Source organism: Bradyrhizobium sp. SZCCHNR1017 (assembly GCF_032381375.1).
In the GTDB taxonomy this organism is placed as follows: domain Bacteria; phylum Pseudomonadota; class Alphaproteobacteria; order Rhizobiales; family Xanthobacteraceae; genus Bradyrhizobium.
This window is the reverse complement of the sequence record NZ_JAUHIR010000027.1, coordinates 26,482-42,856: the sequence shown is the minus strand read 5'-3', so window position 1 is coordinate 42,856 and position 16,375 is coordinate 26,482. Positions and strand designations below refer to the sequence as shown.

16 protein-coding genes are annotated in these 16,375 nt (G+C 67.0%); 10 read left to right on the top strand and 6 right to left on the bottom strand.

From position 1 onward, the window contains the following. Positions 1-2: 2 nt before the first annotated feature. The gene (locus QW863_RS34825) at positions 3-1,283 is read right to left on the bottom strand and encodes an MFS transporter (RefSeq protein WP_315717703.1); all 1,281 of its coding nucleotides are present in this window, start codon (positions 1,281-1,283) and stop codon (positions 3-5) included. 122 nt (positions 1,284-1,405) lie between these two features. Continuing rightward, positions 1,406-3,871 carry a PAS domain S-box protein gene (locus QW863_RS34820; RefSeq protein WP_315717704.1) on the bottom strand — a complete coding sequence of 822 codons (2,466 nt, stop codon included), beginning with the start codon at positions 3,869-3,871 and terminating at the stop codon, positions 1,406-1,408. A 226-nt stretch (positions 3,872-4,097) separates the two neighbouring features. Here QW863_RS34820 and QW863_RS34815 point away from each other — a divergent pair, with 226 nt between their 5' ends. The 5 genes from QW863_RS34815 (at position 4,098) to QW863_RS34795 (ending at position 9,040) form a co-directional block, all read left to right on the top strand. After that, entirely contained in the window at positions 4,098-5,225 is a 1,128-nt protein-coding gene (locus tag QW863_RS34815; RefSeq protein ID WP_315717705.1) for a putative zinc-binding peptidase, read from the top strand. A gap of 68 nt (positions 5,226-5,293) precedes the next feature. Continuing rightward, complete coding sequence (locus QW863_RS34810; protein ID WP_315717706.1) at positions 5,294-5,521, top strand: hypothetical protein; 228 nt, start codon at positions 5,294-5,296, stop codon at positions 5,519-5,521. Between the two features lie 156 nt (positions 5,522-5,677). Next, on the top strand, positions 5,678-7,693 hold the full coding sequence (locus tag QW863_RS34805) for an acetyl/propionyl/methylcrotonyl-CoA carboxylase subunit alpha (RefSeq protein ID WP_315717707.1): 2,016 nt from the start codon (positions 5,678-5,680) through the stop codon (positions 7,691-7,693). A gap of 181 nt (positions 7,694-7,874) precedes the next feature. Continuing rightward, a complete protein-coding gene (locus QW863_RS34800) occupies positions 7,875-8,741 on the top strand; it encodes an isocitrate lyase/PEP mutase family protein (protein WP_315717708.1) in 867 nt (288 codons plus the stop codon). Next, positions 8,738-9,040: an acylphosphatase gene (locus QW863_RS34795; RefSeq protein WP_315717709.1), complete on the top strand. Its 303-nt coding sequence runs from the start codon at positions 8,738-8,740 to the stop codon at positions 9,038-9,040. The genes QW863_RS34800 and QW863_RS34795 overlap by 4 nt, the downstream gene beginning before the upstream one ends. A 24-nt stretch (positions 9,041-9,064) precedes the next feature. Here the strand turns inward: QW863_RS34795 and QW863_RS34790 are convergent, their stop codons facing one another. Next, positions 9,065-9,874, bottom strand: coding sequence for a class I SAM-dependent methyltransferase (locus QW863_RS34790; RefSeq protein WP_315717710.1), 810 nt, complete (start codon positions 9,872-9,874; stop codon positions 9,065-9,067). 147 nt (positions 9,875-10,021) lie between these two features. Here QW863_RS34790 and QW863_RS34785 point away from each other — a divergent pair, with 147 nt between their 5' ends. The 3 genes from QW863_RS34785 to QW863_RS34775 are packed head-to-tail and all read left to right on the top strand — an operon-like array spanning position 10,022 to position 12,691. Further along, entirely contained in the window at positions 10,022-10,582 is a 561-nt protein-coding gene (locus QW863_RS34785) for a GbsR/MarR family transcriptional regulator (RefSeq protein WP_315717711.1), read from the top strand. 16 nt (positions 10,583-10,598) lie between these two features. Then, complete coding sequence (locus QW863_RS34780; protein ID WP_315717712.1) at positions 10,599-11,258, top strand: DUF4166 domain-containing protein; 660 nt, start codon at positions 10,599-10,601, stop codon at positions 11,256-11,258. Further along, positions 11,255-12,691, top strand: a complete 1,437-nt coding sequence (locus tag QW863_RS34775) for a TIGR01777 family oxidoreductase (RefSeq protein WP_315717713.1) — start codon at positions 11,255-11,257, stop codon at positions 12,689-12,691. The genes QW863_RS34780 and QW863_RS34775 overlap by 4 nt, the downstream gene beginning before the upstream one ends. 16 nt (positions 12,692-12,707) lie before the next feature. Here QW863_RS34775 and QW863_RS34770 read toward each other — a convergent pair whose 3' ends face one another. Further along, a complete protein-coding gene (locus QW863_RS34770) occupies positions 12,708-13,754 on the bottom strand; it encodes an AraC family transcriptional regulator (protein WP_315717714.1) in 1,047 nt (348 codons plus the stop codon). 59 nt (positions 13,755-13,813) lie between these two features. Continuing rightward, a complete protein-coding gene (locus QW863_RS34765; RefSeq protein WP_315717715.1) occupies positions 13,814-14,671 on the bottom strand; it encodes a LysR family transcriptional regulator in 858 nt (285 codons plus the stop codon). Between the two features lie 108 nt (positions 14,672-14,779). Between QW863_RS34765 and QW863_RS34760 the strand changes: the two genes are divergently transcribed. Continuing rightward, positions 14,780-15,208 carry a 4-oxalocrotonate tautomerase family protein gene (locus QW863_RS34760; protein ID WP_315717716.1) on the top strand — a complete coding sequence of 143 codons (429 nt, stop codon included), beginning with the start codon at positions 14,780-14,782 and terminating at the stop codon, positions 15,206-15,208. A gap of 2 nt (positions 15,209-15,210) precedes the next feature. On the opposite strand, the gene lipB is transcribed toward QW863_RS34760, so the two are convergent. Continuing rightward, the gene (gene lipB, locus QW863_RS34755; RefSeq protein WP_315717717.1) at positions 15,211-15,933 is read right to left on the bottom strand and encodes a lipoyl(octanoyl) transferase LipB; all 723 of its coding nucleotides are present in this window, start codon (positions 15,931-15,933) and stop codon (positions 15,211-15,213) included. Positions 15,934-15,998: 65 nt separating this feature from the next. Between lipB and QW863_RS34750 the strand changes: the two genes are divergently transcribed. After that, complete coding sequence (locus QW863_RS34750) at positions 15,999-16,247, top strand: FliM/FliN family flagellar motor switch protein (protein WP_315717718.1); 249 nt, start codon at positions 15,999-16,001, stop codon at positions 16,245-16,247. Positions 16,248-16,375: the final 128 nt, after the last annotated feature.

Here is a 16,375-nt window from a genome sequence, read left to right as displayed (position 1 = left end):
AATCATTCGGCGGGGATAGCGGGCGAGGGCGCCGCATTCGGGTGCGCGGCCTCTGCTCCACCGGTCTCGGGAAGCAGCAGCCAGCATACGATCACGGCGAGCGCGGCCGCCGCGCCGAGCACCAGGAATGCGGCGCTGTAGCCGCTATGGACGACGACCAGGCCCGCCAGCGCGGTCGACAGCGCCGCGCCAATGCTCTGCGCTGTGATCACAGCGCCCTGGGCGATGTTGAAGCGTCCGGTGCCGCGCATCAGGTCCGCGACGATCACCGGCATGATCGCGCCGAAGATGCCGGCGCCGACGCCGTCCAGCAGCTGCACGCCGACCAGCCACGCCTTGTCGTCCGATAGCGTATAGAGCACCGCGCGCAGCGGCAGGATCAGCAGCGCCGTCAGGAAGAAGCGCTTGTGGCCCCAGCGGTCGGCGCGGACGCCGACCAGCAGCGCCATCGGTACCATCACGAGCTGGGCCGCGGCGATGCAGGCCGACATCAGGCTGGTGCCGAGATTCTTGTCCTGCAGCGCCAGCTTCTGGCCGACCAGCGGCAGCATGGCGGCGTTGGCGAGGTGAAACAGCGCGACGCAGACCGCGAAGATCAGCAGCGGACGGCAGGTCAGGAGAATGCTGAGGCCCGAGGGCTGCTCGCCCCGCTTCGGGCGATTGCCCTCCGCCTGATGCGCCAGTCCGCGCGCGACGTCATGGTCGATGGCGCGCTCGGGGATGGCGAGCACGCTGATGAGGCTACCGGCCGACGTCACCGCCATCAGATAGAACACCGCCGACGGTCCGAGCGCGTAGGCGGCAGCGCCGGCGATGACGGCGCCGACCGTGTTGCCGGCATGGTTGAAGGTCTCGTTGCGGCCGACCCGCGCGGTGAAGGCTTTGGCGCCGACGATCCCGAGCGACACCGCCGCGATCGCCGGCGCGAAGATCACGCCGGCGGCATAGGCGATGCTCTGCGAGATCGCGACCGGCCAGAAGCTGGTCATGAGAGGTAACAGCAGCGAAGCGGCCGTGACGACGATCGCGGCTGATATCATGACCAGCCGTTTTGCCCTGGTGGCGTCGACCAGCGCGCCGGCGGGCGTCTGCGCGACGATGCCCGCGATCGTTGCGAGCGACATCACGACGCCGATCGAGGCCTCGTCCCATTTCTGCTCGGTCAGGAGATAGATCGCGAGATAAGGGCCGAGCCCGTCACGCACATCGGCCAGGAAGAAATTGGTGGTGTCGAGTGCATGGCCGGCGCGGGCCAGGTCCTTGCCGCTATCGAAGTCCGCCATGCCGCCTCGTTGCGCGTGATCCATCGCAACAGCGGTGTACGCCATTTGGTTCCGCAGGGCCCTCGGTGTGACCCACTCCGTCCACGTGGCATTCCGGGGCGCGCGAAGCGCGCACTACCTACTCAGCGCGGCAGCGGCGCCTTCTCGGCCATCGCCTTGCGCAGGATGCGCGACAGCGACTCCACCGAATAGGGCTTCTTGATCAGCTCGAAGCCGTGATGGGCGTTCTCCGCGAGCACGTGGCTGTAGCCGGATGTCAGCACCACCGGCAGGCCGGGATAGCGGTCGCGGATGATGCCGGCGAGCTCCAGGCCGTTGATGCCGGGCATGATGACGTCGGAGAACACGAGGTCGACCGCGAATTCGTCGTTCGCCAGGATTGCCAGCGCATCGGCGGCATTGGCGACGCGGCGCGTCACATAGCCGAGATCCTCGAGCAGCTCGGTCGAGAACTGCCCCACCTCGTCATTGTCCTCGACCACGAGCACGCGGTAGCCGCGCCCGATGGTCGCCGGCTCGATGCGCGCGGAGCCGGCTTCCGTGCCGGATTGCGGAGCCGTGGCCTGCGGCAGATAGATCGTGAAGGTCGCGCCGTCGCCGATGCGGCTGTCGACCGCGATGTCGCCTTCGGACTGCTTGGCGAAGCCGAACGCCTGGCTGAGGCCGAGACCCGTGCCCTTGCCGACCTCCTTGGTGGTGAAGAAGGGTTCGAAGATTGCGTTGAGATGTTGAGGCGCGATGCCGCCCCCGGTGTCGGCGACCGAAATCGCGATGAAGGCACCGGGCCGGGTGCTCTGGCCACGCAAGGCCGGGATGCTCTCGGTCCGCTGCACGCCGATCTTCAGATGTCCTTCACCGTTCATGGCGTCGCGCGCATTGACGGCGAGATTGATGAGCGCGGTCTGGAATTGCGCGACGTCGGCGAGGGTGAACAGCCCGCTGTCCGTGACCGCGAGCTCGATCTGGATGCGGCTGCCGACGAGAGGACGGATCAGTTGCACGACGCTCTCGACCTGCTCGCCAACATTGAACACCTGCGGCGCCAAGGGTTGTCGCCGCGCGAAGGCCAGGAGCTGCGCGGTCAGCTTCGAGGCGCGCTCCACCGTCTCCGAGATCGCATCGACATAGCGCCGGCGCCGCTCCTCGGGAAGATCGCGGCGGCGCAGGAAGTCGGTGGCCGAGCGGATGATGGTGAGCAGGTTGTTGAAGTCGTGTGCGACGCCGCCGGTGAGCTGGCCGATCGCCTCCATCTTCTGCGACTGCCGCAACAGCTCCTCACCCTGGATGCGCTCGGTCACGTCGATCGCCTCGGCGACCGCGCCGGTCACGACATCATGCTGGTCGAACAGCGGCCGCATCGAAAGCTCGAAATGCCGCTGGCCGCTGGCGAAGTCGAGCCGCATCTCGGTCCGAAAGCTCTCGCCGGCGAGAACGCGGGCGAACGCCTTGCGCAGCATCTCGGTCACGCCCGGCGTATGGGTGAACCAGGGCGCATCCCAGAGCGGCTGGCCGATGACGTTCACTTCACCGGCGCGCATGCCGGCGACCGCGATGCGGTTGGCATGCATCACGCGGCCCTCGACGTCGAGGATGGCCTGATACTGATTGCTGGTGTCGAAGATCGCGCGCATGCGCGCTTCATTGGCCTCGAGCTGGGCGGTGCGCTCCCTGATCCGCTCTTCGAGGGTCTCGTTGATGCGGCGCAGCTCGATCTCGGCCTGCTTGGCGGCCGTGACGTCGTGAGCGACGCCGATGAAACCGACATGTTTGCCGTTCGCATCCCAGCGCGGCTGCGATTCCGATCGCAGCCAGCGCCATTCCCCGTCGGCGCGCCGGTAGCGTGCCTCGAGGAAGAACGGCTTCAGCGAGCGCTCTCCCGACTGCTGCTGCTCGAGGATGCGCGGAAGGTCCTCGGGATGCAGCACCTTGCGCCAGTCGAAGGCCAGCGCCTCGTCAGGGGACATGCCGAGGAAATCGATATAGGCGCGATTGACGAAGGAGCGGGTGCGGTCGAGCTTCGTCACCCAGATCGGCACCGGCGCGCTGTCGGCGATCAGCCGGAAGCGTTCCTCGCTCTCGCGCAGCTTGGCTTGCGCCAGCATCTGGTCGGTGACATCGATATGCGCGCCGACCAGACGGATCGCGCGGCCGTTCCAGTCACGCTCGATGCGGGCGATGACGCGGACCCAGCGGATCTCGCCGTCGCTGGGACGGATGATGCGGTATTCGGTGGTGTAGTCCTCCTGCTTACTCTTGACTGCAGCAATGAAGTCCTGCTCGGCCTTGACGCGGTCGTCGGGATGCACGCGTCTGACCCAGTCTTCGTGAGTCTCGTGGACAGCCTCCGGCGGCAGGCCGTGAATGATCAGGTATTCGGGGGAGCGGCGGTTGCGGTAGCCTTCGCGCAGGTCGACCTCGACGCCGCCGACCCGGGCGATCCGCTGGATGCGCGCGAGCTCCGCCTCGCGTTCCTGCAGCGCGCGATAGGCCTCATCGCGATCGCGCGCAATCTCCTCGATATGCTGGCGCAGCGCATCGGCGGCAGCCTCCGGCCTCACTTCGTCTCTGGGCGCATCCGCGCTGTTCATGCTGACCTGCACTGATGTGGCGAGCAGTCGCCCGAGCATTCCATCGCGGGTGTTCGGAAGCGTGGCGACATTGGGACCAAGGAAAGCAAACTGACCAGAGATTATGGCGGGCAAACGCCGGCATGACGTGAACGTGAGGGCAGATAAAAAGTTCCGTGCTCCCGGAACGGACTGTTACTGTCGTGCGTCGTCAGGCCCTGAACACCGCAACACGAAGGTCCACGCTGTGAAGCTCTTCGTCTGTCAGGCCTGCAAGAACATCCTGTATTTCGAGAATCGCAGCTGCGGGCGCTGCGGCCACCGCCTCGCCTTCATGCCGGAGCGCCAGATCCTGTCGGCGATCGAGCCGGCGGAGGAGGGCTTTCGGACGCTCGCCGACCACGGGACGGGGCGCTTCTTCTGCGCCAATGCCGAGCACGACGCCTGCAACTGGCTGCTCGAGATCGGCGAGACTTCGGGCTTCTGCCGCGCCTGCCGGCACAACGGTACGATTCCCAATCTGTCTGATCCCGCGCAACTCGCCGGATGGCGAGAGCTGGAGGTGGCCAAGCACCGGCTGTTCTATTCGCTGATCCGCTGGAAACTCCCTGTGAAGACACGGATCGAGGATCCCGGGCACGGGTTGATCTTCAACTTCCTTGCCGATGACCCCGCGGGCCAACAGAAGGTCCTGACCGGCCACGACAACGGCCTCATCACCATCGCTCTGGCCGAGGCCGACGATTTCGAGCGCGAGCGGCGCCGGCTCGAAATGGGCGAGCCGTACCGGACCTTGCTCGGTCATTTTCGCCACGAGGTCGGGCACTACTTCTGGGACGTGCTGGTGCGCGATGCCGGCAGGCTCGAGGAATGCCGGGCCATGTTCGGCGACGATACCCAGGACTACGGCGCGGCGCTGAGGCGGCATTACGAGCAGGGGCCGCCGGTGGACTGGCAGGACAATTTCGTTTCGGCCTACGCCACCACACATCCGTGGGAGGATTTTGCCGAGACCTGGGCGCACTACCTCCACATCGTCGATACGCTGGAGATGGCCTCCGAGTTCGGTATCGAGATCGATCCGCCCGCCGACCAGATCGGCGGGCTGACGGCGCGTGTCACCTTCGATCCGTACGTCGCGGAGGACTTCGACACCATCGTCAACGCCTGGCTGCCGTTCACCTTTGCGATGAACAGCGTCGCGCGAGCGATGGGCGCGCGGGATCTCTATCCTTTCATCCTGACGCCGCCGGTCATCGGCAAGCTGGGCTTCATCCACCGCCTGGTGCGGCAGGGTGCACAGCAAGAGTCTGTCGCTCTGGCTCCCGAAAAGCCACAGGCCGAGCCGCAGCAGGAAGAGATCGGGGCCGCGTGATCCGCCTTGACTCTTGAGAACATAAAGTGAACATGAAGGCGTGACCGGAGCGAGGACCGTCATCGCGCATGCAGCCCAGATCGCAATCCAAGACCGATGCTCAAGCCGCGGACGGCGAAGACCTCGCGCTGGAGGCCGCCGTGGACGAGGCCATCGCTGCCTGCGAAGGCGATCCGCGGGCGGCCATTCGTGCCCTGATCGTTGCGAACGATTTCCTCGAGACCGAGGTCGGCGAGCTGATGAAGGCGGTGTCGCACGCCTATGCCCGCGGACGTTTCCACAGCTATTCCGGCTGACGGCAGGGGACACGGCTGGCATGCCTCGCCGGACGGCAGGGGCGGAACGCGAGGCGGGTTGCGCGCGGGCGATTTTGGTATAGACGAACCGGTCAAGCTCGCGGTGTTACGCCTGTGCCACGAGCGGGGAGCCCGCCCAAAGGTATCAAGCAAGAAATGTTCAAAACCATTCTGATCGCGAACCGCGGCGAGATCGCCTGCCGGGTCATCAAGACCGCCCGCCGCATGGGAATCCGAACCGTTGCGGTCTATTCGGAAGCCGACCGCGATGCGCTTCATGTCGAGATGGCCGATGACGCCGTGCTGATCGGCCCGCCCGCCGCCGCCGAGAGCTATCTCCTGATCGACCGCATCGTCGAGGCCTGCCGCAAGACCGGCGCCGAGGCGGTGCATCCGGGCTACGGCTTCCTGTCCGAGCGCGAGGCTTTCCCGCGGGCATTGGCCGAGGCCGGCATTGTCTTCATCGGCCCCAATCCCGGCGCCATCGCCGCCATGGGCGACAAGATCGAATCCAAGAAGGCGGCCGCCAAGGCCAAGGTCTCGACCGTGCCCGGCTTCCTCGGCGTCATCGAGGACGACAAGCACGCCGTGCGCATCGCCGACGAGATCGGCTACCCCGTGATGATCAAGGCCTCCGCCGGCGGCGGCGGCAAGGGCATGCGCATCGCGCGTTCGACCGCCGAGGTCGCCGAGGGTTTCAATCTCGCCAAGGCCGAGGCCAAGGCTTCGTTCGGCGACGATCGCGTCTTCATCGAGAAGTTCATCGTCGATCCCCGCCACATCGAGATCCAGGTGCTCGGCGACAAGCATGGCAACGTGATCTATCTCGGCGAGCGCGAATGCTCGATCCAGCGCCGCAACCAGAAGGTCATCGAGGAGGCGCCGTCGCCGCTGCTCGATGAGGAGACGCGGCGCAAGATGGGCGAGCAGGCGGTCGCGCTCGCCAAGGCCGTGAACTACGACTCCGCCGGCACCGTCGAGTTCGTCGCCGGCCAGGACAAGAGCTTCTACTTCCTCGAGATGAACACCCGCCTGCAGGTCGAGCATCCCGTGACCGAGCTCGTCACCGGCATCGATCTCGTCGAGCAGATGATCCGCGTCGCCGCCGGCGAGAAGCTTTCGCTTGCGCAGAAGGACGTGACGCTGACCGGCTGGGCGGTGGAATCGCGCGTCTATGCGGAAGATCCGTTCCGCAGCTTCCTGCCGTCGATCGGCCGCCTCGTGAAGTATCGCCCGCCGGCCGAGAGCAAGGCTGACGGCATCACCGTGCGCAACGACACCGGCGTGCAGGAGGGCGGCGAGATCTCGATCTATTACGATCCGATGATCGCCAAGCTCGTCACCCATGCGGAGTCGCGGGCTGCCGCGATCGAGGCGCAGTCGACCGCGCTCGATGCGTTCTATGTCGATGGCATCCGCCACAACATTCCGTTCCTGTCGGCGCTGATGAACCATCCGCGCTGGCGCGAGGGCCGGCTGTCGACCGGCTTCATCGCCGAGGAGTTTCCCAAGGGCTTTGCCGCGCGTGCGCCGGAAGGCGAGATCGCGCGCCGGCTGGCGGCGGTGGGTGCTGCGATCGACCACGTGCTCGGCGAGCGCAAGCGGCAGATCTCGCAGCAGATGATCGGCCGGCCTGTGAAGCGACAGGGCCGCCGCGCGGTGTGGCTCGGGCGTGACGAGATCCTGCTCGACATCACGAGGGAGAACGGCGCGATCACGGTCCGCTTCGTCGGGGCCGACGGCAAGGTCGGTCCGGCGCATCAGTTGGTGTCGGACTGGAAACCGGGCGATGCGGTCTGGCACGGCACCATCGATGGTGCGGCCATCGCAGTTCAGACGCGCCTCATTGCGAACGGTGTGCGGCTCGCGCATCAGGGCGTCGAAGCGCCGGTCTACGTCTACACGGAAGCCGAGGCGACCGCGGCGCGGCTGATGCCGGTCGTCACCGCAGGTGATAGCGGCAAGAAGCTCCTGTGCCCGATGCCCGGCCTCGTGGTCTCGATCGCCGTGACCGAAGGGCAGGAGGTCAAGGCCGGCGAGACGCTCGCCGTGGTCGAAGCCATGAAGATGCAAAACGTGCTGCGCGCCGAGCAGGACGGTACGGTGAAGAAGATCCACGCGACAGCCGGCGCTACGCTCGCGGTGGACGCGCTGATCCTGGAGTTTGCGTAAGCTCAGAAGTCGACGTCGTTGCGAACGAAGCGACTTTGTCCGCCGAAGCCTGTAGGCGAAGGCGGAAGCAATCCGGGGCTCGGGAGACGACTCCGGATTGCCTGGTCGCGGAGCCTGTCATCGGGCCGCGCTTTGTGCGGACCCGTTGGCTCCTCGCAATGATGGGAGAGAGGAGGCGAGGATGACTTTCCGTGCACGTCGAGAGGCGCTCCGTGCGATCCTCGCCGGCGATCGCTGCATCCATCCGGGATCGGTATACGACGCGATTTCGATCCGGATCGCCGAGGACCTCGGCTTCGAGCTCGGCATGTTCGGCGGCTCGGCTGCTTCGCTCGCCGTGCTCGGCGACCCCGACATCGCGCTGATCACGCTGACGGAGTTGGCCGAGCAGATGCGGCGAATGTCGCGCGCTGCCGCGCTGCCGGTGCTGGTCGATGCCGATCATGGCTACGGCAATGCGATGAACGTGCGCCGCACGGTGCAGGAACTGGAAGCGGCCGGTGCCGCGGGTCTCACCATCGAGGATACGCTGCTGCCGCAGGCTTTCGGCGAAGCGAAGCCGCAACTGATCTCGCTTGCCGAAGGGGTCGGCAAGGTGAAGGCCGCGCTCGATGGCCGCGACGATCCCGCGCTGGTCATCCTGGGACGGACGGGCGCCGTTTCCATCACCTCGCTCGACGACGCGATCGCGCGGGCCAGGGCGTATGAGGCCTGCGGCGTCGACGGCCTGTTCTTCACCGGCATTACCGCGCGCGACCAACTCGACGCGGTCGCGGCGGCGACGACGCTGCCGATCGTGCTCGGCGGCGCGCCGGAGGAGATGTCCGATCTCGGCTATCTCGCCTCGCGCCGTGTCCGCGTCGCGCTACAGGGCCATGCGCCGATCGCCGCGGCGACGCAGGCGGTGTATGAGACGCTGAAGGCGCTCCGCGACGACGCCTCGCCGAAGCAGCTCAAGGGGCTGCCGTCGGCCGAACTGACGGCACGCGTGATGCGCGAGGCGGATGTGAAGAAGCGCCTGCGCGATTTTCTGGGGCTCGGATCATGATCGATCGCGCCATCGTCCACGTCTTGGTGCGCGGCCGCGTCCAGGGAGTGGGTTATCGTGCCTGGGTCGAGGACCAGGCCATCCTGAACGGCCTCGAAGGCTGGGTCCGCAACCGCACCGATGGCAGTGTCGAGGCGTTGTTCGCGGGTCCCTCGGACGACGTTGCCGCCGTGTTGGCAGCCTGCCGCGAGGGACCGCCAGCAGCGCATGTCGATGCCGTGATGGAAAACCCGGCGACGGCCGATCAGCTCAAACCGCGCCGGCCGGGCGAGGCGTTCTCCGTGTTGCCGACGCTCTAACGACACGGCGCGCGAGCCCGCCGCTCACCCCGCCGAGATCACCAGCGCCTGGATGCGGCCCTCGATCGGTCCGTTGCCGAACCGGCGCGCCAGCGCGTCGGCGGTCGCCTGCGTCACGGCGGCGAGGCCGGGCGTGCCGCGTGCTTCGATCTCGCCGCGCATCGGTGTGCCCTGGCAAAATGCCGTGGCCGGGTCCTGAGGCGACGCCGCGCGGCTGCGATGCGTCACCGTCTCGATCGCGATATCGGTGAAGCCCGCTGCGGTCAGATCGGCCTCGATCCGCCCGGCATCGAAATAGCCGTGCGGAGTCCGGGTGAAGAACTGCGGCGGGCTTTCGGGGAAGACCTGCTGCAACGTCTCGTGAACGACGTGGGGGATCTCATTCTCCTCGATCCGGTCCCAGACGTTGAAGACGAAACGTCCGCCGGGCCTGAGCACGCGGCGGGCCTCCGCATAGCCCTTGACGCGATCGGGGAAGAACATCGCGCCGAACTGACATGCGACGGCATCGAAGCTCGCATCGGCAAAGGGCAGGGCCAGCGCATCGGCTTGATGAAATGCGATGCGGTCCGCAGCGGCGAGATGGGTCTTCGCCTGCGCGAGCATCGGCTCGTTGAGGTCGGTGGCGGTGATCCGGACCTCCGGCGGCAGTTGAGCATGGAGGGCCCGCGTAACCACGCCGGTGCCCGCCGCCGTCTCCAGCACGTCGCGCGGCAGGTACGCCGCGATGCGCCGCGCGAGGTCCAGCGCATAGGGCACGAAGATCAAGGGGACCATCAGTTGATCGTAGATCTGCGGGATCGATCCAGTGAACGCCTTGTCGGATGCCGTCATGGCTTGCTCCTGTTGCAGAGGGGGCAGGCGGGGAACCGGGCGGTCGGCAGGCGCAAAATGGGCGCCGAACATCCGTCGGGCCAGCTCCCAGCCCGGTTCAAATCCGGGTCTCTTGACATTCATCCTCGCCCGTCAGATATTTCTGTTATGACAGAAATTACAGGCCATCGAAAACTTCCGCCCGCCGTCGAGCGTTTCATCCTCAACTGGGGCGACATGGGCGACCGGTGGGGCGTGAACCGCTCGGTGAGCCAGATCCACGGGCTGCTGTACCTCGCCGAGAAGCCGATGACGGCGGAGGACATCGCCGACACGCTCGGCATGGCCCGCTCCAATGTCTCGAACTCGCTGAAGGAGCTGCTCGCCTGGGGCTTGATCCGGCGCGTGCCGATCCTCGGCGACCGCCGCGATCATTTCGAGGCCGAGACCGACATCTGGGAGGTCGCACAGCGGATCGCGGCCGGCCGCAAGGAGCGCGAGATCGATCCCGCGATCGCTGCGCTGCGCGCCTGCGTCGCGGAAGCGACCGGCGATCCCGCGATCAGCACGGTCGCAGCCAGGCGGCTGAAAGACATGCTGGCGTTCACCGAGCTGGTCGACCGCTGGTACGTGCAGATGCTGAAGGTGCCGCGGCCGCGTCTCGTCGCGCTGATCAAGCTCGGCGAGAAGATCGCAAATCTGCTGCCGTCGGGAAGATCAAGGTCGTAGATGAGTGGAGGGCGTCATGGTGACCATGGGACATCTCGGACTTTCAACGCCCTCCAACGCCCGGCTTCATGACGATCACAGGTTTCGTGTGCTGTTGTCCGCCGAGGATTGGGGGCGGCTGCCGGTGTCGATCTGGCGCCGCTTCTCCAAGAAACTCGCCGACGGCGCGACCGTCGTCTATGTCGGCGAAGTCGATCAGGCCGAGATCAGTCGTGCCGGCTTCTGGTTCGCGCATCTGGCGCGGCTGATCGGCGGGCCGCTGCCGACGCACGCAGACATCGGTGTGCCGATGATCGTCGCGGTGACGGAGGACGCGGCGAGAGGCGGCCAGATCTGGACGCGCATCTGCGGACGCCCGCATGGCTTCCCGCAGGTGATCCATTCCGCCAAGCGCTTCGCCGGTCCGACGGGGCTCGAGGAATATCTCGGCTGGGGCCTTAGCATGAGCCTGCGCGTCGGCGTCGCCGATGGCGCGCTTCATTTCCATAGCGCCGGCTACACGTTCGACTTCGCGGGCCGGCGCTGGGCGCTGCCGGCATGGCTCACGCCCGGCGACCTCACCGTCACCCATTCCGATCTCGGCAGCGGCGTCTTTCGCTTCTCGCTCGAGATCATCCATCCGCGCTTCGGGCGCATCATCCGCCAGAGCGCAATGTTCCGGGAGTCCGCACCATGACGCCGCTGCTCTGGTCCCTGATTGCGCTTCAGATCGTGATGGGCGTGTTCGACACCGTCTATCACCATGAGTTCACCGAGCGCCTGGCCTGGCGCCCGTCACAGCAGGGCGAGCTCAAGCTGCACGGCGTCCGCAATATGCTCTATGCGCTGCTGTTCGCCGTCATCGGCTGGTGCGAGGTGCATGGATTGTTCGCAATCCTCGTGCTCGCGGTGCTCGTGGCCGAGATCGGCATCACCTTGACCGATTTCGTCGAGGAGGATCTGACGCGCAAGCTGCCGCCGAGCGAACGCGTGAATCACACGCTGCTCGCCATCAACTACGGCGCGATCCTCATGCTGCTGGTGCCGCTGCTGATCGGCTGGGCGATGCAGCCCTCGGCGATCGTGCCGGCCTTTGCCGGCTTGCTGAGCTGGATTGCGGCTGCCGCCGCGGTTGGCGCTGCCCTGTGCGGCCTGCGCGACTTCACTGCGGCACGGCGCCTTGCGCGGATGTCGCAGCCGGATGCGGCCGGGCTGGTCGCGGCGCTGCCGCCGGCGCAGACCATCCTCATCACCGGCGCGACCGGCTTCATCGGCGCGCGGCTGACGGCCGGTCTCACCGCGGCCGGCCATCACGTCGTCGCCCTGGTCCGCGACCCGGCCAAGGCCGCCATGTTGCCGGCGCCGCTGACCTTGATCACCAGTCTCGATCAGCTCGCGTCCGACACCCGTATCGACGCGATCGTCAATCTTGCCGGTGAACCGATCGGCAATGCGCCGTGGACCGCGGCCAGGCGCGCGACGATCCTGCAGTCCCGGCTGGCTACGACGGAAGCCGTCTTATCCCTGATTGCGCGGCTCGACCGTAAGCCGAAGGTCTTGGTCAACGGTTCGGCGATCGGCTGGTACGGCCTGTGGCAGGACCAGCCGCTGACCGAATCCGCCAAGTCGCATGGCTGCTTCAGCCATGAGCTCTGCGACGCCTGGGAGCAAGCGGCTCGCGGTGCCGAAGCGCACGGCGTCCGCGTCGCACTGCTGAGGATCGGGCTCGTGGTCGGCCGCGACGGCGGCTTCCTGGCGCGGATGCTGACGCCGTTCGAATTCGGCCTCGGCGGGCCATTCGGCTCCGGTCTGCAATGGATGTCCTGGATCGAGCGCGACGATCTCGTTCGGCTGATCGCGCATGTGATCGCGACCGAGGCCATCACCGGGCCGGTCAATGCGACGGCGCCGCTGCCGGTGCGCAATCTCGCCTTCACCGCCGAACTCGCGCGCTGCCTGCGGCGTCCGGCGCTGCTGCGCGTCCCCGCCGGCCTGCTGCGCCGGATCGGCGGCGACTTCGCCGAGGAGCTTTTGCTCGGCGGCCAGCGCGTGGTGCCGAACAAGGCGCTGTCGAGCGGCTTCGTGTTCCGGCATCAGAGCCTGCGTAGCGCGCTCGAAGCCATCCTGTGAGCGGTCGAAAAAAGCGTCACGGTTGCTCGGCGCGTGCCATCGTCGCCGATGGCAGCTCGCCGAACGTGGCGCGGTAGTAGCGGGCGAAGTGTCCGGCATTGGCAAAGTTGCAGGCGGCGGCGGCCGCTGCCACCGTGATGTCGGGATCGCCGGAGCGCAGCATCTCGCGGGCGCGCCGCAGGCGCACCGATTTGGCGAAGGCCATCGGCGAATAGCCGCGCACGCGCTCGAACAGACGGAAGATCGAGCGGGCGCTGACGCCGGCTTCGCGCGCCAGGTGCTCGATCGTGATCGGCTCGCGCCAGTTCGCCTCGATGTAGTCCTCGAGCCGCTTGACCAGGCCGAAATCCGGCATCGGAGAGGGATCCAGGAGCGTGTCGCGGAAACGATGACGGCTGGCGCAGAGGAAGGCGACATGCACCGCATCCTCCAGCTCGCGATAGACCGCGGCGGGGAACGCCGCATCCTGCTCGTTGAGCTGGGTCGTCAGGAAATCCAGCAGCCGCATCAGGTTGCGGGCCTGCGGATCGGCGGCCGGAATGGCAGGGTCGATCGTAAAGTCGGCGCGCGGCTGCACGCCGACCAGCGCCGTCAGGCGCCGTCGCAGCGCCTGCGGATCGAGCCGCAGAGTCAGTCGCCGATGGCCACCCTGGCACGCCATCTGCCATGGCACGCCGGCCGGCGCGACTGCGAACTGATGCTCATTGACGTCGGTCGCCTCGCCGGGAGTGCAACTGACCGCGCGTCCCTTCAGGGCGATCTGCACTCTCATGAGATCGGCGGCGCGATGGTCGCAGACCATGTCGCAGGTCGTGGTGCCGAACGCGAGGCCGATGGTCTCGAGCTCGATCAGGTTGACGATCGCCTCGAAGCGCTCGGCGTTCCTGAAGTCGACGCGCTCGGCGCCGAGCCGGCGCCCCGCGAGGTCGCGCAGCACGTCGGCGTTCGAGGTTCGGATCAGCGCGTGGCGATGCAATGGTTCGAGGCCGGTCGCGCCGGTCGAGGCCGGGCTCGGCTTTGCTGGGGCGCTGACGAGGTCAGCTGCGGTCAAGAGACGGTTCAAGCCGCTGCTCCTGAACTCCGATTATTCATCCATGCTACATCAGGCTCCGCGGGCGTCAATTACTTCGAGATCGCGGCGCTTCGGAATGCTGCGGCCAGCGTGCGCAAGGCTGCGCGCTTGGCCGCATCGCCCGCCTTCGCATGCAGCATCACCTTGGAGCGGCCGAGCTTGGGCAGGCCGAGATCCGTTCCGACATCGATCAGTCCGCTGGGCGCGATCCGGCGGGCCAGCGGCGCAATCGCAAGACCGGCCCGCGCGGCGGCCGCAACGGCCGTCACTCCGCCGCCGACGAACGTCTCGCTGAAGCTGATTCGGGCGCGCTCGAGCGCGCGGACCGCAATGCTGCGCACGCCACAGGGCGGCGCGAGCGTGGCGAGCGGCAGCGTGCCGGCCGCCGGCAGACGAAATCTGGGAGCTGCGAACCAGCCGAACTCGTCCGTGATCAACGCCTCGCCACCGCGGCGGCTCGCCTCCTGGCGGACGATCACGGCGTCGAGCTTGCCGGCATCGTAGCGGTCGAGCAGGTCGCGCGAGAAGCCGATGCTGACCGACAGGACGAGGTCCGCCATGGCAGCATGCAACTGCTCGAGCATCGGCACCAGCTCGGGGCCGGCGACGTGATCGCTGATCCCCAGCGACAACAGCGGCCGGGCACGAGGAGCGCCGGTCAGCGCGAGGTCATGTGCGGCAACCAGCGCGCGGGCGTTCTCGGCGAAGGCCGCGCCGTCGGCGGTGAGCCGGACCGCGCGCGGCGAGCGTTCGACCAGCCGCTTTCCGAGCAGCGCTTCCAGGCGCTGCAGCTTCAGGCTGACCGCAGCCTGCGTGGTGCCGAGCGTCTCGGCCGCCCGGGTGAAGCTGTGCAGCTCGCTCACCAGCAGAAAGGCGCGGACGGTCGCGATGTCGAGCGTGGCTGTCATATGCGATCGTTATCATTGATATCCATCCCGATAAGATACCAAAATGACAGGCGCGCGGCTAGCTTTGCTGTCGAGGCGCAGTCACGCGCTGGATACCGGGAGCCAACCATGCCGTTGATCAACATCGTCTATGCCAGCCAGCGCCGCTCGCCGTCGCTGAAAAAGGCCATCGCGGACGCCGTCACCGAATTGACGGCGCGGATCCTGCGCAAGGATCCCAAGGTCACCGCCGTCATCGTCTCGGAAGCGGATGCCGCGGACTGGTTCGCCGGCGGCGCCTCGCTGGCGGAGCAGGGGCTTGCCAGCTACTGGATCGACGTTCACGTCAGCGAGGGCACCAACACCAAGGACGAGAAGGCCGCCTATCTGGCCGCGGTGTTCGCGCGCATGGCCGAGCTGATCGGCCCGCTGCATCACGAGACCTACCTTCATGTCGACGAGGTCAAGGCGGATGCCTACGGCTTCGGTGGCTTGAGCCAGGAGCGCCGCTATGTCGCGGCGAAGCTCGACGTGCCGCCGCAACAGGGCGCCGCGTGAGCTCATGCCGTCTCCGGCTGCGCGACGCTGACGGCGCCGAAGACGCTCTCGAACGCCTGCCGGAACGCGATGTCGACATCGGCGAGCGTCACCGGCAGGCCGAGATCAACCAGGCTAGTGACGCCGTAGCGCGGATCGGTCACGCCGCAGGGCACGATGGCCTGAAAGTGCGACAGGTCCGGCTCGACATTGATGGCGATGCCGTGAAAGGTGACCCAGCGCTTCAGCCGCACGCCGATCGCGGCGATCTTGTCCTCATGGCCCTCGCCCTTGTCGGGCCGTTTGACCCAAACGCCGACGCGATCCTCGCGCCGCTCGCCGTGCACGTTGAAGGCATCGAGGGTGCGGATGATGGTCTCCTCGAGCGCCGCGACATAGGCTCGCACATCCGGCCGGCGCCGCTTGAGGTCGAGCATGACATAGGCCACCCGCTGGCCGGGCCCATGATAGGTGACCTGGCCGCCGCGCCCGGTCGGCACCAGCGGAAAGCGCGGATCGCGCAGGTCTTCGGCCTTGCCCGACGTACCGGAGGTGTAGACCGGCGGGTGCTCGAGCAGCCAGACCATCTCCGCGGCCTCGTGAGCGGCGATCGCGGCCGCCCGCGCCTCCATGAACTCGGTGGCCTGGGCGTAGTCGATCAGCGAATCGGAGATGCGCCACGCCACGGCGTTGCCGGGGGGGCCAGCAAAGGTGGTCAGGTCGAGTGTTTCGCGGCTGTTAACCATTGGCTAACCACAACATGGTGATGTCTGTGCAACGAAAATCCAGTCGTGACTTCGGTGGTCCTGCAGTGTCAACCCTCGATAAAGTGACAGTCGACCTGATGGTCGTTCTCGGCACCTGCTCCATGCCCATCCACCAGGTTCTGCGCCTGTCCCGCGGCGCCATCATCGAGCTGGACGCCACCGAGGCCGACGACGTCAAGGTGCTCGCCAACAATCTGCCGATCGCAAATGGGGTGGTGCTGGTCGACCGCAACCGCATCGCGGTCGAGGTCAAGCAGATGCTGCCGCGCTCGCCGACGCCGACGTCGCGATAGCGCGCCCCGGCCAAGCCAAAACCGTCCACAATCCGGTATTTTAGGGCAGGGCGGGCCTTGTCCCCCCGACATCGATTTGATACACGGGCGCCACTGATCCGGTGCCGCCCTTCCTCTGGCTCCGGCTT